Annotated in this window: 15 protein-coding genes; 12 read left to right on the top strand and 3 right to left on the bottom strand. The window is 69.9% G+C overall.

The genetic code is table 11. The annotated features are described in order from the left end of the window. Positions 1-72: 72 nt before the first annotated feature. From glgX to AC5RVV_RS05730, 6 genes are all read left to right on the top strand, one after another. A complete protein-coding gene (glgX, locus tag AC5RVV_RS05755; protein WP_494000420.1) occupies positions 73-2331 on the top strand; it encodes a glycogen debranching protein GlgX in 2259 nt (752 codons plus the stop codon). Further along, on the top strand, positions 2328-4637 hold the full coding sequence (gene treY / locus AC5RVV_RS05750; protein ID WP_494000419.1) for a malto-oligosyltrehalose synthase: 2310 nt from the start codon (positions 2328-2330) through the stop codon (positions 4635-4637). The genes glgX and treY overlap by 4 nt, the downstream gene beginning before the upstream one ends. Next, positions 4634-6499: a malto-oligosyltrehalose trehalohydrolase gene (gene treZ, locus AC5RVV_RS05745; protein ID WP_494000418.1), complete on the top strand. Its 1866-nt coding sequence runs from the start codon at positions 4634-4636 to the stop codon at positions 6497-6499. Before treY ends, treZ begins: the two co-directional genes overlap by 4 nt. 14 nt (positions 6500-6513) lie before the next feature. Next, positions 6514-8229: an NAD(P)H-hydrate epimerase gene (locus tag AC5RVV_RS05740; protein ID WP_494000417.1), complete on the top strand. Its 1716-nt coding sequence runs from the start codon at positions 6514-6516 to the stop codon at positions 8227-8229. A gap of 23 nt (positions 8230-8252) precedes the next feature. Then, positions 8253-9293, top strand: a complete 1041-nt coding sequence (mgrA, locus tag AC5RVV_RS05735) for an L-glyceraldehyde 3-phosphate reductase (RefSeq protein WP_494000416.1) — start codon at positions 8253-8255, stop codon at positions 9291-9293. A 350-nt stretch (positions 9294-9643) separates the two neighbouring features. Beyond that, positions 9644-10090: a hypothetical protein gene (locus AC5RVV_RS05730; RefSeq protein ID WP_494000415.1), complete on the top strand. Its 447-nt coding sequence runs from the start codon at positions 9644-9646 to the stop codon at positions 10088-10090. A 180-nt stretch (positions 10091-10270) separates the two neighbouring features. Here the strand turns inward: AC5RVV_RS05730 and AC5RVV_RS05725 are convergent, their stop codons facing one another. Further along, positions 10271-10732 carry a DUF3817 domain-containing protein gene (locus AC5RVV_RS05725; RefSeq protein ID WP_494000414.1) on the bottom strand — a complete coding sequence of 154 codons (462 nt, stop codon included), beginning with the start codon at positions 10730-10732 and terminating at the stop codon, positions 10271-10273. Positions 10733-10891: 159 nt separating this feature from the next. Between AC5RVV_RS05725 and AC5RVV_RS05720 the strand changes: the two genes are divergently transcribed. Both AC5RVV_RS05720 and AC5RVV_RS05715 read left to right on the top strand, forming a co-directional pair. Next, a complete protein-coding gene (locus tag AC5RVV_RS05720) occupies positions 10892-11524 on the top strand; it encodes a TetR family transcriptional regulator (RefSeq protein WP_494000413.1) in 633 nt (210 codons plus the stop codon). Positions 11525-11528: 4 nt separating this feature from the next. Then, a complete protein-coding gene (locus AC5RVV_RS05715; RefSeq protein ID WP_494000412.1) occupies positions 11529-14129 on the top strand; it encodes an MMPL family transporter in 2601 nt (866 codons plus the stop codon). Here the strand turns inward: AC5RVV_RS05715 and AC5RVV_RS05710 are convergent. Both AC5RVV_RS05710 and AC5RVV_RS05705 read right to left on the bottom strand, forming a co-directional pair. Further along, on the bottom strand, positions 14126-14452 hold the full coding sequence (locus AC5RVV_RS05710) for an MmcQ/YjbR family DNA-binding protein (RefSeq protein ID WP_494000411.1): 327 nt from the start codon (positions 14450-14452) through the stop codon (positions 14126-14128). The two genes, AC5RVV_RS05715 and AC5RVV_RS05710, sit on opposite strands and share 4 nt — an antisense overlap. A gap of 92 nt (positions 14453-14544) precedes the next feature. Then, positions 14545-15882, bottom strand: coding sequence for a family 4 glycosyl hydrolase (locus AC5RVV_RS05705; RefSeq protein WP_494000410.1), 1338 nt, complete (start codon positions 15880-15882; stop codon positions 14545-14547). Between the two features lie 233 nt (positions 15883-16115). Here AC5RVV_RS05705 and alr point away from each other — a divergent pair, with 233 nt between their 5' ends. The 4 genes from alr to tsaB all read left to right on the top strand — a co-directional run bounded on the left by alr (position 16116) and on the right by tsaB (position 19542). Continuing rightward, positions 16116-17426 carry an alanine racemase gene (alr, locus tag AC5RVV_RS05700; protein ID WP_494000409.1) on the top strand — a complete coding sequence of 437 codons (1311 nt, stop codon included), beginning with the start codon at positions 16116-16118 and terminating at the stop codon, positions 17424-17426. A 52-nt stretch (positions 17427-17478) separates the two neighbouring features. After that, positions 17479-18132 carry a tRNA (adenosine(37)-N6)-threonylcarbamoyltransferase complex ATPase subunit type 1 TsaE gene (gene tsaE / locus AC5RVV_RS05695; RefSeq protein WP_494000408.1) on the top strand — a complete coding sequence of 218 codons (654 nt, stop codon included), beginning with the start codon at positions 17479-17481 and terminating at the stop codon, positions 18130-18132. 180 nt (positions 18133-18312) lie between these two features. Further along, positions 18313-18750, top strand: a complete 438-nt coding sequence (locus tag AC5RVV_RS05690; protein ID WP_494000407.1) for a VOC family protein — start codon at positions 18313-18315, stop codon at positions 18748-18750. A gap of 123 nt (positions 18751-18873) precedes the next feature. Continuing rightward, positions 18874-19542, top strand: coding sequence for a tRNA (adenosine(37)-N6)-threonylcarbamoyltransferase complex dimerization subunit type 1 TsaB (gene tsaB, locus AC5RVV_RS05685; protein ID WP_494000406.1), 669 nt, complete (start codon positions 18874-18876; stop codon positions 19540-19542). Positions 19543-19573 lie beyond the last annotated feature (31 nt).

Here is a 19573-nt window from a genome sequence, read left to right as displayed (position 1 = left end):
GGGGATATCCATTGTCAGGACCATGGGGTATGAAGGGAACAGGGACCACAACCGATCATCAGGAGTTTGCACATGGAAGTTTGGCCGGGAGACGCCTATCCGCTGGGGGCCACGTATGACGGCAACGGCACCAATTTCGCCGTGTTCAGCGAGGCAGCGGAGGCCGTTTTCCTGTGCCTGTTCGACGACGACGGGGCCGAGACCAGGATCGAGCTCAAGGACGTCGACGGCTACGTCTGGCACTGCTACCTTCCGCAAGTCCAGCCGGGACAGAAGTACGGCTTCCGGGTGGACGGGCCGTACGACCCGGGCCAGGGGCAGCGCTGCAATGTGAACAAGCTGCTGCTGGACCCCTACGCGAAGGCCGTCAGCGGCCAGATCGACTGGGCCCAGCCACTGTTCGGCTACAACTTCGGGGACGAGGACTCCCGCAACGACGAGGACTCTGCCGGGCACATGATGCTCGGCGTCGTCGTGAATCCGTTCTTTGACTGGGACGGCGACCGCAAGCCGCGCACCCCCTACCACCGCTCGGTGATCTACGAGGCCCACGTGAAGGGCCTGACCCAGCTGCATCCGGAAATCCCGGAAGAACAGCGCGGTACCTACGCCGGCATCGCGCATCCGGCGGTCATCGGGCACCTGCAGAAGCTGGGCGTCACCGCGATCGAGCTGATGCCGGTCCACCAGTTCGTCAACGACAGCACGCTCCAGGAGAAGGGGCTGTCCAACTACTGGGGCTACAACACCATCGGCTTCTTCGCGCCGCAGAACACGTATTGTTCCTCCGGCGACACCGGGCAGCAGGTGCAGGAGTTCAAGGCAATGGTCCGGGAACTGCATCTGGCCGGCATCGAGGTGATCCTCGACGTCGTGTACAACCACACGGCCGAGGGCAACCACCTGGGCCCGACGCTGTCCTTCCGCGGACTCGACAACGCGGCCTACTACCGGCTGGTCGAGGACCAGCAGCAGTACTACATGGACTACACCGGCACGGGAAATTCCCTGAACGTGCGCCACCCCCATTCGCTGCAGCTGCTGATGGACTCGCTGCGCTATTGGGCATCGGAAATGCACGTGGACGGCTTCCGCTTCGACCTGGCCTCCACCCTGGCCCGCGAGTTCTACGACGTGGACCGGCTGTCGACCTTCTTCGAAATGGTGCAGCAGGATCCGATCGTGTCCCAAACCAAACTCATCGCCGAACCGTGGGACATCGGCCCGGGCGGCTACCAGGTGGGCAACTTCCCGCCGCTGTGGACCGAGTGGAACGGCCTGTACCGGGACACGGTCCGCGATTTCTGGCGGGGCGAGCCCTCCACGCTGGGCGAATTCGCCTCCCGCATCACCGGCTCTTCGGACCTGTACGAGGCCACTGGGCGGCGCCCGGTTGCCTCCATCAATTTCGTCACCGCCCACGACGGATTCACGCTGCGGGACCTGGTGTCCTACAACGAGAAACACAATGAGGCCAACGGCGAAGACAATAACGACGGCGAATCGCACAACCGTTCGTGGAACTGCGGGGTAGAGGGGCCCTCCGACGACCCGGCGGTCCTCACCCTGCGCGCCCGCCAGCAGCGGAACTTCCTGGCCACCCTGCTGCTGAGCCAAGGCGTGCCGATGATCGCGCACGGGGATGAGTTGGGACGCACGCAGCAGGGCAACAACAACGTGTACTGCCATGACTCGGAATTGTCCTGGGTGGACTGGAACAACGTGGACCAGCCGCTGCTCGAGTTCGTGGCCACCGTCAACCGATTAAGGGCCGAACACCCGACCTTCCGGCGGCGCACGTTCTTCGACGGGAAGCCGGTCCGCCGGGGCCAGGGCGAACCGTTGAGCGACGTCGTCTGGCTGACCACGGAGGGAACACCGATGGAGCCCGAGGACTGGGACGAGGCCCTCGGCCGCTGCATCGGCGTCTTCCTCAACGGCCAGGGCATCCGCGGGCGCGACGACCGCGGGCAGCGGATTACGGACGAGCACTTCCTGGTGTACTTCAACGCCGCCGACGACGACGTGCCGTTCGTGCTGCCGCCGCGGGAGTACTCGGCGGCCTGGGACATCATCATCGACACGGCCGGCGGCGACCAACTGCCCGGCCCGCTGACGGCCGGAACGAAGGTGCCGGTCGCCGCCAAGTCCACGGTGGTCCTCAAGGCCCACACGGCGCCGGAGGAAGAGCCCGACCACTCGGTCGCCGCCTCCGTTGCCGCGATGGCCGAGGCGGAGCGGACGGCCGGGGCCGAGCCGGCCGCGGCCGAGCCGGACGGGGAACCCGGGCAGCAGGGCGCCGGGAGCGAGACGGGGCAGGCGAAAGGATGAGGGCCCCGGCTTCGACCTACCGCCTGCAGATCAGGGAATCGTTCACGCTTCATGACGCCGCCGAGCTGCTGCCCTACCTGCACCGGCTCGGCGTCGACTGGGTGTACCTGTCGCCCCTGCTGACCGCAGAGCCGGGGTCCGACCACGGCTACGACGTTGTCGACTTCAGCGCGGTGGATCCGGCCCGGGGCGGGATCGACGGGCTGCGGACGCTCTCCGCCGCCGCCCGGAAGAACGGGATGGGCCTCCTGGTGGATATCGTGCCGAACCACATGGGCGTGGCCACCCCGGCCAACAACCGCTGGTGGTGGTCGCTGCTGTCGGAGGGCCGCGGCTCCCGCTATGCGGAAGCGTTCGACATCGACTGGGATGCCGGCGGCGGCAAGCTCCGGCTGCCCGTGCTGGGCGACGGCGACGCGGAACTCGAGGCGTTGGAGCTGGCGGACGGCGAGCTGCGCTACTACGACCACCGCTTTCCCCTCGCCGAGGGGACCGGCGACGACGGCGCTACCGCCCGCGAAGTCCATGAGCGCCAGCACTACCAGCTGGTGAACTGGCGGCGGGCCGATGCCGAACTCAATTACCGCCGGTTCTTCGGCGTCAACTCCCTGGCCGGGGTCCGGGTGGAGGTGCCGTGGGTCTTCGACGAATCCCACGCCGAGATCAAGCGCTGGTTCGACGAGGGCCTGGTCGACGGGCTGCGCGTGGACCATCCCGACGGGCTGGCAGATCCGAAGGGCTATCTGCAGCGGCTGCACGAGCTGACCGGCGGCGCCTACGTCCTGGTCGAGAAGATCCTGGAGCCGGGGGAGGAGCTGCCGGCCGACTGGGCCTGCGCGGGCACCACCGGGTACGACGCGCTGGCGGACGTGGACCGGCTGCTGGTCGATCCCGACGGGCGGGAACGCCTCACCGACGCCGCCCCCGTCCAGCCCTACCAGCACATGATCCACGACACCAAGCGGGGCATTGCCGACGGTATCCTGCGCTCCGAGGTGCTGCGCCTGGCCCGGCTGGTTCCGGCCGGCGCCGGCCTGGACTTCGAGACGGCGGCCGATGCGATCGCGGAACTGCTCAGCTGCTTCCCGGTGTACCGGAGCTACCTCCCGGTCGGCGCGCAGTACCTCGAGGAAGCCGGAATCGCCGCCCAGGTCCGCCGTCCCGACCTGGCCGACGCCGTCACCACCCTGCTGCCGCTGCTGAATCCGCAGGGAGTGCTCACCGAACTCGCGGTGCGGTTCCAGCAGACCTCCGGCATGGTGATGGCCAAGGGAGTGGAAGACACCGCGTTCTACCGCTACACCCGCCTGACCTCCCTGAACGAGGTGGGGGCGGACCCGTCGATCTTCGCGGTGGAGCCGTTCGAGCTCCACACCCGGTTGATCCGCCGGCAGCAGGAACAGCCGCTCGCCATGACCGCGCTGTCCACCCACGACACGAAGCGCAGCGAGGACACCCGGGCCCGCATCTCGGTGCTCGCGGAACTGGCGGACCAGTGGCCGGATTGGCTGGCCGAGCTGGACCGGCTGGCACCCTTCGGGGACCTGCCGTTCGCGGACCTGCTCTGGCAGGCGGCGCTGGGCGCATGGCCGTTCAGTCGGGCACGGGCCCACGCCTACGCGGAGAAGGCCGCCCGGGAAGCGGGCAACAGCACCTCGTGGATCGACCCCGACCATGACTTCGAAAAACAACTCCACGCCGCCGTGGACGCGGCCTTCGACAACCCGGAGGTGAACCGGCTGCTGGTCAACCTGGCGGAGAGGATCAAGCCCTTCGGCCGGAGCAACTCCCTCTCGGCCAAGCTCATCCAGCTGACCATGCCCGGAGTGCCCGACGTCTACCAAGGCACCGAGTTCTGGGACCATTCGCTGGTGGACCCGGACAACCGCCGGCCGGTGGATTTCACCGCCCGCCGCCGGGCGCTGGACAACCTGGACCGGGACGGGACGCCGTCGGTGGAAGACGGCGCGGCAGCCAAGCTGCTGGTGGTCGCCCGGGCACTTCGGCTGCGCCGCGACCGGCCCGAGCTGTTCACCGGCTACGAGGTCGTCCCGGTCCGGGGCGCGGCGGCCGGCCACGCCTTCGGCTTCGACCGCGGCGGCGCCATCACGCTGGCCACCAGGCTCCCGGTGCGGCTGCAGCGCGACGGCGGGTGGCGGGACACTGCCGTCGTCCTGCCCGCCGGACGATACCGCGATGTGCTGAGCGGGCGGAGCCATGCCGGCGACGGCGTCCTGCCGTTGGCCGGCCTGCTGACGGAATTGCCGGTGGCGCTGCTGGTGCGCGAACAGGAGGAGACGTCATGAGCCGGGACTTCGCGGTGTGGGCCCCGCGTGCCGGAAGGGTTGAACTGCAGGCCGGCGCCGCACGGCTGCCGATGCAGGGCCCGGACGACGCCGGCTGGTGGCGTCTGGCAGACCCCGCGGCCGCGCCCGAGGGGGAAAGCGACTACGGCTATCTGCTGGACGGCGGGGACGCGGTGCTGCCGGATCCACGCTCGCGCCGCCAGCCGGACGGGGTGCACGGGATGTCGCGGACCTTCGATGCCGGGGCCCACGCCTGGCAGGACCAGGACTGGGTGTCGCCGGGGCTGGGCGGGGTGATCTATGAACTGCACATCGGCACGTTCACCTCCGAGGGGACGCTGGATTCCGCCGCGGCCAAGCTCGACTACCTGGCCGGGCTCGGGGTGGATTATGTGGAACTGCTGCCGGTCAACGCGTTCAACGGCACCCACAACTGGGGCTACGACGGAGTGCTCTGGTACGCGGTGCAGGAGAGCTACGGTGGGCCGGCCGCCTACCAGCGGTTCGTGGACGCCGCGCACGCCAAGGGAATCGGCGTCATCCAGGACGTGGTTTACAACCACCTGGGCCCCAGCGGAAACTACCTGCCGCGGTTCGGGCCGTACCTGAGCAGCGGCAGCGCCAACACCTGGGGCGAGTCCGTGAACCTGGACGGACCCGGATCGGACGAGGTCCGCCGCTTCATCATCGACAACGTGCTGATGTGGTTCCGCGACTACCACGTGGACGGCCTGCGGCTGGATGCGGTGCACGCGCTGCGGGACGAGCGCGCCGTGCACATCCTCGAGGAGATCGCGGCGGCGACGGACGAGTGTGCCGCCGAGCTGGATAAGCCGTTGTTCCTGATCGCCGAGTCGGACCTCAACAATCCGCGGCTGATCGAGTCCCGGCAGGTGAACGGCTATGGCCTGGCCGGCCAGTGGAGCGATGACTTCCACCACGCCGTGCACGTGAACCTCACCGGCGAAACCAGCGGCTACTACGCCGACTTTGCCGGACTGGGGGCGCTGGAAAAGGTGCTGCGGGACGGCTTCTTCCACGACGGCGGCTATTCCTCGTTCCGGGAACGGCACCACGGCCGGCCGATCGACAAGGACCGGGTGACCGCCCGGCAACTGGTGGTCTGCACCCAGAACCACGACCAGATCGGCAACCGTGCCGCCGGAGACCGGCTCACCGGCACCCTCGGCTACGGGCAGCTGGCACTGGCCGCCGTGCTGAACCTGATGTCTCCGTTTACGCCGATGGTGTTCATGGGCGAGGAGTTTGCGGCGTCCACCCCGTGGCAATTCTTCACCTCCCATCCCGAACCGGAGCTCGGCGAGGCGACCTCCGCCGGCAGGCTCAAGGAATTCGAGCGGATGGGCTGGGATCCCGCGGTAGTGCCCGATCCGCAGGACCCGGCGACGTTCCACAACTCGAAACTGGACTGGGCCGAGCCCGGCACGGGCGACCATGCCCGGCTCCTCGAGCTCTACACCCGGCTGATCGCCCTCCGGAAGCAGCATCCGGAGCTGACGGAACCGGACTTTGCGTCCGCGTCGGTGGAGTCCCATGCGGAGGAGGGCTGGCTGATCCTGCGGCGCGGCTCCTTCGCGGTCTGCTGCAACTTCTCCACCGAGCCGCGGCGGCTGCCTGTCGGGCCGGGCACACTGGTCCTGGCCACCGACGACGGCGCCACGCTCGCCGCCGGGGACAACGGCGGCACAACAGGGTCTGCGTCCGGGGACGGCGTTGCGCTCGCAGCCGGGGACATCGCCGGCACAGCCGGCGGGACCGGGTCCGCGGAGGCCGCAGCAGTCGGCCGGCTGATGCTGCCCGCACACTCGGCCGCCATTGTCCGCAGCGTGCCCACCCGCTGAACCGAGGGGATTGCATGATCCGTGCCTGGTCCCCGGAGGACATCCGCGCCGCCGAACGGCCGCTGCTGGACGCCGGGCAGGGCCCGCTGCTGATGGCCCGCGCCGCGGCCGGGCTTGCGGCCGCCGTCATCCGGGAACTGAAGCGCGTCCGGGGCCGGGTCTATGGCGCCCGGGTGGTGGTGCTGGCCGGCAGCGGCAACAACGGCGGCGACGCCCTCTTCGCCGCTGCCTCGGTGGCCCGCCGCGGCGCCATGGCGACGGCGGTGCTCACCTCGGAGCGGGTGCACGCGGCGGCGCTGGCCGCGTTCGAGAGGGCAGGAGGATCCGTGCTGCGGCTGGCGGCGGAAGGAGCCGGCGAGGGCCCGGCCCGCCAGGCCCCGAAGGCTGGTGAGGCTCCGCAGCTTCGGGAGGCTGCACGGGTCATCGGCGAGGCGGCCGCGACCTGTTGTGCCGCCGACGTGTTGGTCGACGGGATGTTGGGCACCGGCGCATCCGGGGCACTGCGGGGACCGGCCCGGGAGCTGGTCCGAGCGGTCCTTGAACCGGAGCCGGGCCGCTGCCGCCCGCGGATCGTGGCCTGCGACCTGCCCAGCGGCGTCGACGCCGAAACCGGCGAGGTGAACCACCCCGTGCTGCCGGCGGACCTCACGGTCACCTTCGGCGGAGCCAAGACCGGCCTGATGCTGGATCCCGCGGCGGCGTCCGCCGGCCGGGTGGAAACGGTGGACATCGGCATCGGGGACCTCCTTCCGGCGCCGCGGCTGCGGCGGCTCCAGGTACAGGATCTGGCCCGCTTGTGGCCCGTGCCCCGCCGAACCGATCACAAGTACACCCGCGGGGTGCTCGGCGTCGCCGCCGGCTCTGCGTCCTATCCCGGGGCCGCCCTGCTCGCGACCCAGGCGGCCGCCGCCACCGGCGTGGGCATGATCCGCTACCTCGGCCCGGCCGAGGTGTGCCGCCAGATCAACGTGCTGACCCCCGAAGCGGTCTGCTCGCAGGAGTCCGTCGCCGCCTCCCGCGTCCAGGCGTGGCTGGTGGGGCCGGGAACAGACGGCGACGCGGAGCAGCACCGGCGCACCAGGGACGCCCTGGCGTCCGGGCTGCCGGTGATTGCCGACGCCGGTGCCTTCGACGTGCTTCCCGCGGAGCCGGGACCCCGGGTGGTGCTGACGCCCCACGCCGGCGAACTGCTGCGCATCCTCTCCGCCCAGGGCGTGGAGACCGACCGGGAGCACATCGAGGCGGCCCCCGCGGAGTTCGCCGCGCTGGCCGCAGGGCTCACCGGGGCCACCGTTCTGCTCAAGGGCTCCGTGACGGTGATCGCCGCCCCGGACGGCGCCCTGTTCAGCCAGGACGACGGGCCGGTATGGCTGGCCACGGCCGGTTCGGGTGACACCCTGGCCGGGATCCTCGGCGCGCTCGCGGCGACCGTCCGGACCGAAGACCTGGAGGCGGCCGGTTTCGCCGCGGCCGAGCACGGGGCGGTGGTGGCTGCCATGGCCGCCTGCCTGCACGGGCTCGCCGCGACGGAGGCTTCCACGGAGGCATCCATGCGGGACGGCGCAGGGCGGGAGGCGCGGGCGCGGCCGCAGCCTCGGGGGACGGAGGGACGCCCCGCAGGGCGGCGGGCGTCGCCGTCGTCGTCACCGGGCGCGCCCCTGGCCGCCTCCGCTATCAGCGCCGCCCTCCCCGCGGTTGTGGGCAGGATCATTGCCGGTAGGGACCGGTAGCCGCACGATGGCATGATGAGGGGATGGCGTATGAGGCTGCAGAGAACCGGTACCAGAACATTCCCTACCGCCGGGTGGGCCGCAGCGGGCTGAAGCTGCCCGCCGTCTCGCTGGGCCTCTGGCACAACTTCGGCGACGACAAGCCGTTCGAAGTGCAGGGCGCGATCCTGCGCCGGGCCTTCGACCTGGGGGTGACGCACTTCGATGTGGCCAACAACTACGGCCCGCCGGAGGGCAGCGCCGAAACCAATTTCGGCCGGCACATGCGCCAGGATTTCCTGCCCTACCGGGACGAACTGGTGATCTCCACCAAGGCCGGCTACCTGATGTGGCCCGGCCCGTACGGCGAGTGGGGTTCGCGCAAATACCTGCTCTCCAGCCTGGACGCCTCGCTGAAGCGGATGGGCCTGGACTACGTGGACATCTTCTACAGCCACCGGCCCGACCCGAACACGCCGCTGGAGGAGACGATGGGCGCGCTGGACCAGGCCGTCCGGTCCGGCAAGGCCATGTACGCGGGCATCTCGTCCTACACCCCCGAGCAGACCCGGGAGGCTGCACGGATCATGCGCGCGCTGGGGACCCCGCTGCTGATCCACCAGCCCTCATACTCGATGCTCAACCGCTGGGTGGAAGGCGGCAGCCCGAACCTGCTGGAAGTCCTGGAAGACGAAGGCATGGGTTGCATCGCGTTCTCGCCGCTGGCCCAAGGCATGCTCACCGACCGCTACCTGAACGGCATCCCCGGTGACTCCCGTGCCGCGCAGGACAAGTCGCTGTTCCCGCAGATGCTCTCCGACGAGAATCTGGACCGCGTCCGCGGACTGAACCAGTTGGCGGCGGACCGAGGCCAGTCGCTGGCGCAGCTGGCCATCGCCTGGGTGCTCCGCCGGCAAGCCAAGGGCGCCGCGGTGACCTCGGCCTTGATCGGGGCCTCGAGCGTGCAGCAACTGGAGGACAGTCTCGCCGCCGTGGCCAAACTGGACTTCACGGCCGAGGAAGCAGACGCGATCAACCGGTTCGCGGTGGACTCCGACATCAACATCTGGAAGCCGCAGGGCTAGCGGCGCCAAGGCCTCCAAATGCGGTATCCGATCCGACTGGCCTAGGATTTCATTGATCAGGGGAAAAACCGCGTGACGGGGTACCCGGCGATACCTGTTTCCACTACGCTGTAGGGGTGCCGACCGCACCGCAGGGGCACGGCGCGGGGCACCGGAGGCAGGATCCTCCCGAGGGATGGCAACCTCAAGTAACCACTGTTGGGCCGGGGGCAGTCCCGTCTTTTTTCCGGCACCAGTGAGCGGCAGCGGCGATAGGAAGCCGGGGGGCCCGCCAGGCCGCTCATCGATGACAGGCGGACGCGCCTTCCGCGTTCCCGGCCTCCCGGAAAAGCACGGAAGCACTCTCAGCAATGAAAACTTCAGCAAGACTGCGCGTGTGGTTGATGATGACCGGCGTAATCCTGGGACTTCTCGCGTCAATCGGCGTAGCGGCACCGGCCGGTGCCAGCAGCGTGGCGGTACCTGCTTCGCATTCCGACCACGATTACGGCGACCACCACGACGACGACGCCACCCTGAAGCTGCGCATTTATGATGACGGCGATTACCGGGTAAGGGGCGAGGACTACGAAGCGAGGCGCGTCCACGTCTGGATCATCAACGTTTCGAAGCATAAGGTCGTGGATCATTTCTACGTCCGGACCCATGACGGCGACTTCACCGTCCGTGGCGACGACCTGAAGTGCGGCAAGACGTACAAGGCTGTCAGCTACAGCCGCGACGACGGATGGGTGTCGAGCGACCGCGTCAAGTTCCGGTGCGACGACGACGACGACTACGGCCACGGCCACCACTAGGAGATCACCCTTAAGGTAGGTATCCCGCCAGGGGTGCCCCAACGGTGGGGAGGGACGGGGATCTCCCGGACCTCTTCACCGTCCTGAGCCACAGCATCACTTAAAACGGCAGTGAGGAGCCGCAGGCCCGAAAACGGCGCCGGCGGCTCCTCACCGATGTGGTCCGGTTGTGACCCGGTTCTAGGCGAACCAGGTATCCGGCGGACCCAGGTAGAGCAGCAAGCCGAAGACGGCGGCAACGGCTGCTATGACGACGGCGATAGCCGCCAGCGGGCGGGCGAGCACGGCGGCCTGCAGCTTTTCGAGGAAACCGTGCGGGGCGTCACCGCCTGCGCCGAGCCGCCAAACGTCGCCGAGCAGGCCGTGGCGGTCCATCGACTTCTCGACGGGAATCGTCGCATACGGAATGGCGGCAGAGACCACGGCCAGGATGCCGCGGCCTGCCGACCACCTTTGGTTCACCCAGGTGAAGCAGGTGCTGACGACGTAGCAGAGGAAGACAAAGCCGTGCAGGCCGCCCGCGATACTGACCGCCAGGCGTGCTTCCGGCACCAGCGCCCGCAGGAGCAGGGCCAGTAACAGCAACGTCCACGTCACCGCCTCGGCGAAGGCGACGGTACGGAACAGGGTACGCGGAGACATGCACGTCCTAGGAGACTAGTTGGCTTCGGCAATCGTGCCGTGGGTGTCCTCGGGGGTAGGGCACCCCCACTAATTTAGCCGAGGACCCGGCCACACCCGAAATGTTTCTGCACACAAGGCAACTTTGCATGGTGTGCAACTTAGCCCTACACTGGCCCGATGAGCGCACAAACTCCGGTTCCCCTTGAAGGGCTCCGTGAACGAAACAAGGCGGCTACGCGCGGTGCCATCACCGCGGCCGCCTTGCGGCTGACCAGGGAACAGGGGCCGGGCGGCTTTACGGTGGACCAGGTGGCAGCAGAGGCGGGCGTTTCGCGCCGGACCTTCTTCAACTACTTCCCCTCCGTCGAGGCGGCGGTCACGCGGCCGGTGGAAGAATTTTTGGCCGAGTCCTTCAAGCGGCTCGATGAGCGCCCGGACGACGAACCGATCATGGACGCGGTCCTGGCCACTTTCGGCGGGGAGATCAGTCAGGGCCGGCTTGCGCTGCTGTGCGAGATCTACCAGATGGGTATCGACGACGCCCAGTTGGAGCGCGTGCAACTGCAAGCCTGGAGCCAGGCCAGGCAGTCGCTCGAAGACGGACTGCGCCCCCGGCTGCCGGAGAACGCCGGCGAGCTCATGGTCACGGCGCTTGCCGGTTCGCTGATCGCCTGCGCTCAGGCGGCCATGCGCATGGCCGCCACCCAAACCCCCGCCGGCGGGGCACCCGAACCGTCGGCCTTCCGCCAGCAGTTGCTCGAGAGCCTTGACCTGCTGCGCAGCGGCTTCAACCCCCACTCCAAGGACTGACCCCATGGCCTCACTGCTCTACAGACTCGGTAAGCTCGCCGCGCGCAAACGCTGGTGGTTCGTCTCCGTGTGGCTGGTGGTCATGGTCGCCGTCGGCGGATCCGTCGCTGCCTTCATGGGCACCCTCTCCAACAGCTTCACGATTCCCGGCACTCCCGCCCAGGCGGTTGCGGACGACCTGCGGGAAAAAATGCCGGCCGCCTCGGGCGGCCTCGGCACCATCGTGTTCACGACGGCGGACGGCCGGGCGTTCACCGCGGGGCACCAGGACGCCATTGCGGCCATCGCCGCGGACCTCACGAAGCTGGACGCGGTCAAGAACGCCACGAACCCGGTGGAATTGCAGGCCGCCCTGGACAATGCGCCACGGACGATCGCCGCCGGCGAAGAGAAGCTCGACGCCGCCGCACAGCGGCTTGAGGACGCCCAGGCCGAGCTGGACGCAGGCAAGGCGCAGTTGGAGCCGGGCTTGCAGCAGCTGAAGGCGGCCGAGGCGCAGATCGGGCAGCTGGAGGCAGCGGGCCAGGTGGCGATGGCCGAGCAGGCACGTGCCCGGCTGGAGCCGCAGCGGGCGCAGCTGGAAACGGCACGGGCCCGGTTGGCGGAAGCCGAACGCCAGCTGGCAGACGGCCGGGCGGAGTACGAGTCAGGCGTCGCCGATCTGGAGGCGGGGAAACTGCGGCAGCAGTCCTCCGAGGGGCTGCGGTTCGTATCCGCGGACGGCTCGGCCGCCTTCGTCCAGGTCCAGTTCGAGCAGGGCATGATGGAGGTTTCCAAGGAGGACCGCGAACAGGTCCAGCAGGTCACCGAGGCCGGCCTGGTGCCGGGACTGCGGGCGGAGTACAGCAAGGACATCGTCGAGGACATCTCCAGCCTGTTCGGAGCCGCCGAGATCATCGGCATCGCGGTCGCCGCCGCCGTCCTGGTGCTCATGCTCGGCACGCTCATCGCGGCCGGACTGCCGCTGCTGATGGCGATCGTCGGCGTCGGGGTCGGCGTGGGCGGCACCATGGCGCTCAGCGGTGTCATCGAGATGAGCTCGGTTTCGCCGGTGCTGGCGCTGATGCTGGGCCTGGCCGTGGGCATCGACTACTCCCTGTTCATCGTCAACCGCCACCGCACCCAGCTGCTCTCCGGCGTGCCGCTGATCGAATCGATCGGCCGGGCCACCGGCACCTCCGGCAACGCAGTGCTCTTTGCCGGGCTCACCGTGATCATCGCCCTCGCCGCGCTGGCGGTGCCGGGCATTCCGTTCCTGACGGTGCTGGGACTGGCCGGAGCCGCAACGGTGGCGGTCGCCGTCGTCGTCGCCTTGACCCTGACCCCGGCGATGCTGGCCATCATGGGCAGGCGCATTCTCTCCCGACGCGCGTGGGCCAAGGCCGGCCTGCCCGGCCCGGCCGCCGCCGACGCAGAGACCACGACGAGGGTGGCGGACTTCCACAACGACCCCAAGCGCAGCTGGGGCAAGACGGTGACGAAGCACCCGTGGCTCGCGCTGGCCGCGGGCGTGGCGGTGCTGGGCCTGATGGCGGTGCCGGCCGCCGAGTTGCGGCTGGGCCTGCCGGACGGCAGCTCCGAGCCTGGGGACTCGACGGCCTACCAGTCCTACCGCCAGCTGGGCGAGAGCTTCGGCGAGGGAATCAACGGCCCGCTCATCGTGGTGGCCGACCTCCCGGCGGGCCTGGAAGGGACCGGGACCGACGAGGCGCTGCTGCGGTTGTCGCAGGAGCTGCGGGCGATGGACCACGTCCCCGCAGCCGTTCCGACCGGCACCAGCGGGGACGGGCGCACCGCCGTGCTCCAGGTCATTCCCGCAGAGGGCCCCGCGGCCGAAAGCACCGAGGAGCTGGTCCATAACCTCCGGGCGCAGGCCGGCGCCCTCAAGCAGGAGACCGGCGTCGCGATCTCCGTGACCGGGCAGCCGGCGATGCAGATCGACGTCTCCGACAAGCTGGCGGACGCCATGCCGGTCTATCTGGCCATCGTGATCGGGCTCTCGCTGATCCTGCTGCTGCTGGTCTTCCGCTCCGTCCTGGTGCCGCTGCTGGCCACCGCCGGTTTCCTGCTGTCACTCGGGGCCAGCTTCGGCGCCGTGGTGGCGATCTACCAGTGGGGCTGGCTGGGCGGCATCTTCGACGTCCACGACCCCGGGCCGATCCTGAGCTTCCTGCCGATGATCATGATCGGCGTGCTGTTCGGCCTGGCGATGGACTACCAGATGTTCCTGGTCTCCGGCATGCGTGAATCCTATGCGCACGGCGAGGACGCCAGGGCCGCCGTGGTCAGCGGCTTCAACCACGGCGCCAAGGTAGTCACGGCCGCGGCAATCATTATGGTCTCCGTGTTCGCCGGGTTCATCTTTTCCCACCTGACCATGGTCCGGCCGATCGGCTTCGCGCTGGCCCTGGGCGTGCTGCTGGACGCGTTCGTGGTGCGGATGACGCTGATCCCGGCGGCGATGCACCTGTTCGGCAAGGCGGCCTGGTGGATGCCGGCGTGGCTGGACAAGGTGCTCCCTGACGTGGATGTGGAAGGCGCCAAGCTGGCGCAGCACGCCCGGCGGCCCGAGCAGGCCGAGGCGCAGCCCGCCGGGGCGCGCTAACGTCCCGGACGGGCCCGGGGGTGCCGGCCTCCGGCGAGCCGGAACGATTCGTCGAGCAATTCTTCGAGATGGCCGGGTTCGACTTTGTCCAGGCGCATCAGCACCAGCAGCCGGGAACGCTCGTGGTGCGGGGTCCAAAAGAAGACGTCCGGAGCCGTCGCGGCCAGGGCGTCGCGCTCGTCGGACTTGACGGTCAGCACGCCCGGCTTCCACATCCGCGCCATCAGCGACTTGGCGAACCAGGCGGGCTGGCCCCAGCTGGGCCGCTCGGTGACGCCGGGCAGGGCCAGACAGAGGCGGCGCACATCGTCCTCGGTGGGCATGTCCTCACCCTGCCACGTGCGGCGCCGGCGGACCAGCCTCCCCGCCCGGCCGGCCTTACCGGCTGGCCGGCCGGGGCCGCGATCAGGCCCGGTCAGTTCCAGCGGTATCCGTGGGCCTGTTCGTAGGCCGCGAGCAGGCGGTGGGCCACATGGCCGGAGGTAATCAGCGGATGGATCATGAAGGCCCGCAGGGCCGCCGCGCGGTCTCCCTGCCCGCCGCGGATGACCTCCTGCTCCACGGCCTTGAGCTGCGTCATCAGTCCGGCCTGGTGCAGGGTCAGCGGCTTTACCGGCAGGGGACGGGCGCCGTCCGCATCCACCACCGACGGAACCTCCACGACGGCGTCGTCCGGCAGTTGCGGGATGGTGCCGGCGTTGCGCACGTTGAGGATCAGCTCCGTGCGCTCGCCGGACAGCAGGGCGCGCATCACGTCCAGGGCCACCTGCTCGTAGCCGCCGGCGGCCAGGTCCTGTTCGTCGCGCGAGACGCCGATCTCGCGGGCCTCGGAGAGATAGCCCTCCTCGCGGCGGCGCAGGGCGTCCTCCCAGTCCGCGTAGGGGGTTCCGGAAGCCTGCAGCCTGGCGTACAACTCCTGCTGCAAGTCGTGGATGGACTCGCCGCGGGTCTGGGCGGCGCCGGCCAGGGCCAGGGTGGCCTCCCGGCGGAAGTAGTAATAGAACAGGTAGGCATTCGGAATGGCGCCGAGCACCTGCAGTTCGCGCGTGCCGAAGATCCGGCCCTCTTCGAACGACTGGAGCCGCCCCGGCTCGCCGAGCAAACCGGGAAGCCGGTCCCGGCCCTCGTGCTCCAGCCCGCGCAGCCACCCCAGGTGGTTGAGGCCCGCATAATCCACGCCCGCCAACGAGCCGCGGCGCAGCGTGACCCCGGCGGCCCTCGCCGCGCGGCGCACCAGCCCGATGGGCGTGTCGCAGATCCCGACCACCCGATGGCCGAGCAGCGGCAGCACGGCTTCGGTGACCAGCCCGGCGGGATTGGTGAAGTTAATCAGCCACGCGCCCGGGCACAATTCATTCATCCGCCTGGCGATGTGCAGGGCGGCGGGGACGGCGCGCAGGCCGGCGGCTATCCCGGCGGCGCCGGTGGTCTCCTGGCCCAGCAGGTTCAGCCGGGTTGCCACCCGTTCGTCCAGCGTCCTGCCCAGGGTGCCGCCGGGACGGATGGCCGAGAAAACGACGTCGGCGCCGGCCAGGGCGCTATCCAGGTCGCGGGCGGACTCGATCTTCGGCGGCCGGCCGGCCCCGGGCAAGGGAGCATCCTCCAGCACCCGGACGATCGCCCGCTGCCGGCTGGCGTCTACGTCGTGGAGCACCAGCCGGTCCACCAGGCCGGCCGCGGATCCGTTGGCCAGTGCGCGATAGACCAGCGGCACCCGGAACCCGCCGCCGCCCAGTATGGCAAGTGTTGCCACTGCTCCCCCCGAACCATTGACATTGGATAACGATCGGGCCGCCCGCGGCCCGGGACCCGGCCCTTGCTTGTATTGTGCCAGCATGGGCCAACCACAGGCCCTGGCGGCTGAACCTGCGCCCGCGCCGAAGATCGTCGGCCGGTGCCTTCGCTGCGGTACGTTCGACGCGGTGCCTTCCGCCCCGCGGCGCAGGCCTTCAGCCGGAAGCATGCTTCGGATGGGAGAATGGATCCGTGAGCTCTACAACGTCACTGCTGCCCTATGACCGCCAAGCCGTCATTGACCTGGCCGCCATCCGCGCCAACGTGCGGCATCTGCGTGAGGTCGCCGCTCCGGCCCGGGTGATGGCGGTGGTCAAGGCGGACGCCTACGGCCACGGCGCCGTCCCGGTGGCCCGGGCCGCACTGGAAGCCGGTGCGTCCTGGCTGGGCGTTGCGCACTTCACCGAGGGGCTGGCCCTGCGCGCGGCGGGCATCGACGCGCCCATCCTGGCCTGGCTGCACACCCCGGACACGGACTTCGCCGCGGGCATCGAGGCCGGGATCGACGTCGGCGTGTCCGGTTGGGAACTGGAGCCGGTGGTCAAGTCGGCCCGGCGGCTCGAACGGCCGGCACGCGTGCACCTGAAGATAGATACCGGGCTGGGTCGCAACGGCTGCCCGCCGGCGCTCTGGGAGGACCTGGTCAACCGGGCCGTGGAGTACCAGGAACAGGGGCTGCTGCGGGTGGTCGGCGTCTTCTCCCACCTGGCGGTCGCCGACGAACCGCACCGGCCGGAGACGGACGAGCAGGTGGACCGCTTCCGCGAGGCCGTAGCGGTGGCCGAGAACGCGGGGCTGGACCTGGAGGTCCGCCACCTGGCCAACACGCCCGGCACGCTCAGCCGCCCGGACGCGCACTTCGACATGGTCCGCGTGGGGCTCGGCATTTACGGGCTCTCGCCCTTCGAGGGGCAGACCCCCGAGGAACTCGGGCTGGTGCCGGCCATGACGTTGCGAGCACGGGTGGCCAACTGCAAACGGGTGCCCAGCGGCCAGGGCGTCTCCTACGGGCTCAGCTACCTGACCTCCGGGCCGAGCACGTTGGTGCTGGTGCCGCTGGGCTATGCGGACGGCATCCCGCGCAGCGCCGCCAACGTCCAGGTGTCCATCCGCGGCCGCCGCTATGACGTGGTGGGCCGGGTGGCCATGGACCAGTTCGTGGTGGACCTGAGGACCAACGACGCCGAAGACCTCGTGGGTGAGGAAGTGATCGTTTTCGGGCCGGGCCGGGAAGTCCCGGACGCCCAGGACTGGGCGGCGGGCGCCGGCACCATTAACTACGAGATTGTCACCCGCGTCAGCCAGCGGGTCCCGCGCTACTACACCGGAACCGCCGACGAACGGGAGGGCGGCGAGGCCGCGACTCCGGCGGCCGCGGCACCCGGAGTCACGGCGTCCGCGGCCGAGCAGGCAGCGGCGGCGGCCCAGGTCCGGGCAGCGCTGGCCGCGATCGACGACCGGAACACCGACAGCGCCGGGGATCCCGGCGCCGTGCTGGCCTGAAGGCCGTGCTTACGTGAAGGATGACACCGACCGGACAGGGGGAGCACCTGCCATGACGCAGCAGCAACCGGCCGCGCCGGTGTGGGAGCGCGAGTTCCACGTAGGCTCGGCCGAGGAAACGCAGGCGCTCGCCGCCCGGCTGGGCAGGATTCTGCGCGCAGGCGACCTGGTGGTGCTCAGTGGCGGGCTGGGGGCGGGCAAGACCACCTTCACCCAGGGGCTGGGAGAAGGACTCGGCGTCCGGCCCGGCATCATTTCCCCCACCTTCGTGCTGGTCCGCAGCCACCCCAGCATGAACGGCGGGCCGGACCTGGTCCACGTGGATGCCTACCGGCTGCAGTCGGACGGGGAGATCGACGACATCGACCTGGAAAACACCATGGACCAGGCCGTGACCGTGGTCGAGTGGGGCCGCGGCCGGGTGGAGCACCTCTCCGAGAGCTGGCTGGACATTTCGCTGGTCCGGGCCACCGGGGCAGACCTGGCAAACCGGCCAGCCGAGGGAGCGCAGGACGGGCCGCGGGGTGCGGCACCGGGTGCCGTCGGGCCGGGCGACACCGCCGTGCCGGCCGCCGGGGGTGGCGCCGCGGGAGCGCAGCGGAGCACCGGCGTGGTGCTCGACTTTGACGAGCCCGACGACGGCGAGCCGCGGCTGATCCGCATGGCCGCCTACGGGCCGCGCTGGGCCGCGTACATGTTTGCCTGACCCGCAGCAGATTTTTCCCGTCGCGCCGGTTGCGGAGGCGCCGCCGGGCCTGCAGGCAGCGCCGTTTCATCGGCGCGGGTGAATTCGGGCGGACGGGGACCTCGGGGAGCCCGCGGTCTTCACGGCCCCCTGGCGCAGGTCCATAATCGATGGCGTCATCAGACCACGAGGAGGCCCGCCATGGAGACCAAGCTGAACCCGTACCTGGGATTCCGCGACCAGGCCAGGGAAGCCATGACGTTCTACCAGTCGGTGTTCGGCGGGGAATTGACGCTGAACACCTTCGGCGATTTCCAGGCCAGCGACGACCCGGCGGAGACCGACAAGATCATGCACTCGCAACTGTCCACCGAGCGCGGGCTGGTGCTCATGGCAGCGGACACTCCCGCCAGCATGGAATACACCCCCGGGTCCAGCCACTCGCTCTCGCTCAGCGGCGACAACGAGGCCGAACTGCGCGGCTACTGGGAAAAGCTGATCGACGGCGCCGACGTCACGGAGCCGTTGCAAAAAGCGCCTTGGGGCGACACCTTCGGCATGTGCACGGACAGGTTCGGCATCCAGTGGCTGGTCAACATCGCCGGCACGCCGCAGGACGCCGGCACACCGCAGGCGTGAGCGCCGCCCGACATGGCCCGCCCGCGCGGCCGCCGCGGGGGCCCTAACCCTGTCCCGGCCGGGTGCGGCGCCTCCTGATCGGCGCCCGAAAGCCACCCCGCGTGCCTCAAGTAAAATTGACGCGTGCTCATTCTCTCCATTGATACCTCCGCCATCGCCAGCGCCGCGTTGCTGGCCGGACAAGGAGAGACCCTGGCCGCGTTCGCCACCGAGGACACGCGCACCCACGCCGAGGTGCTGGCCCTCGGGATCAGCAAGATCATGACGACGGCGGACGTCACCGGCGCCGACGTCGACGCGTTGGTGGTGGGCGTGGGCCCGGGACCGTTCACCGGGCTGCGCTCCGGCATCGCTACCGCGCGGGCGCTGGCCTTCGCCTGGGGCAAGCCGCTGCACGGGGCGATGAGCCTGGACGCCATCGCCGTGGACGCCGCTCCGGACGCGTGGCGCGCCGGCGTGGACGAGTTCGTGGTGGCCACCGACGCCCGGCGCAAGGAAGTGTACTGGGCGCGCTACCGCAGCACCGGCGGCACGCACGAACTGCTCGACGGCCCGCATGTCGGCGCGCCCTCGGACGTTCCGCGCCTGCCCGCCTACGGCATGGGTGCCGGGCTGTATCCGGAGCAGCTGCTGGCCGTCACGGAGTACAGCGGCACCCAGCCGACCGCCGAAGCGCTGGGCCGCACCGCCGTCGCCCGCCTGGACAAGGGGCTTGCCCTGCCGGATACCACGCCGCTGTACCTGCGCGAGTCCGATGCCAAGGTTCCCGGACCGCGGAAGCGCGCCCTGTGACCGCCCGCACGCCGCGGCCGGCGGGCGGCAT

The sequence above is a fragment of the Arthrobacter sp. MDT2-34-1 genome, assembly GCF_059091365.1.
This window is presented reverse-complemented; position numbering and strand designations above follow the sequence as displayed.

Bases quoted from the DNA above. Each gene is read 5' to 3' on its own strand.
- AC5RVV_RS05715 (WP_494000412.1), top strand. From the start codon at position 11,529: ATGGCCTCACTGCTCTACAGACTCGGTAAGCTCGCCGCGCGCAAACGC.
- mgrA (WP_494000416.1), top strand. From the start codon at position 8,253: ATGGCGTATGAGGCTGCAGAGAACCGGTACCAGAACATTCCCTACCGC.
- AC5RVV_RS05730 (WP_494000415.1), top strand. From the start codon at position 9,644: ATGAAAACTTCAGCAAGACTGCGCGTGTGGTTGATGATGACCGGCGTA.
- treY (WP_494000419.1), top strand. From the start codon at position 2,328: ATGAGGGCCCCGGCTTCGACCTACCGCCTGCAGATCAGGGAATCGTTC.
- AC5RVV_RS05690 (WP_494000407.1), top strand. From the start codon at position 18,313: ATGGAGACCAAGCTGAACCCGTACCTGGGATTCCGCGACCAGGCCAGG.
- AC5RVV_RS05740 (WP_494000417.1), top strand. From the start codon at position 6,514: ATGATCCGTGCCTGGTCCCCGGAGGACATCCGCGCCGCCGAACGGCCG.
- AC5RVV_RS05720 (WP_494000413.1), top strand. From the start codon at position 10,892: ATGAGCGCACAAACTCCGGTTCCCCTTGAAGGGCTCCGTGAACGAAAC.
- treZ (WP_494000418.1), top strand. From the start codon at position 4,634: ATGAGCCGGGACTTCGCGGTGTGGGCCCCGCGTGCCGGAAGGGTTGAA.
- AC5RVV_RS05725 (WP_494000414.1), bottom strand. From the start codon at position 10,732: ATGTCTCCGCGTACCCTGTTCCGTACCGTCGCCTTCGCCGAGGCGGTG.
- tsaE (WP_494000408.1), top strand. From the start codon at position 17,479: ATGACGCAGCAGCAACCGGCCGCGCCGGTGTGGGAGCGCGAGTTCCAC.
- glgX (WP_494000420.1), top strand. From the start codon at position 73: ATGGAAGTTTGGCCGGGAGACGCCTATCCGCTGGGGGCCACGTATGAC.
- AC5RVV_RS05710 (WP_494000411.1), bottom strand. From the start codon at position 14,452: ATGCCCACCGAGGACGATGTGCGCCGCCTCTGTCTGGCCCTGCCCGGC.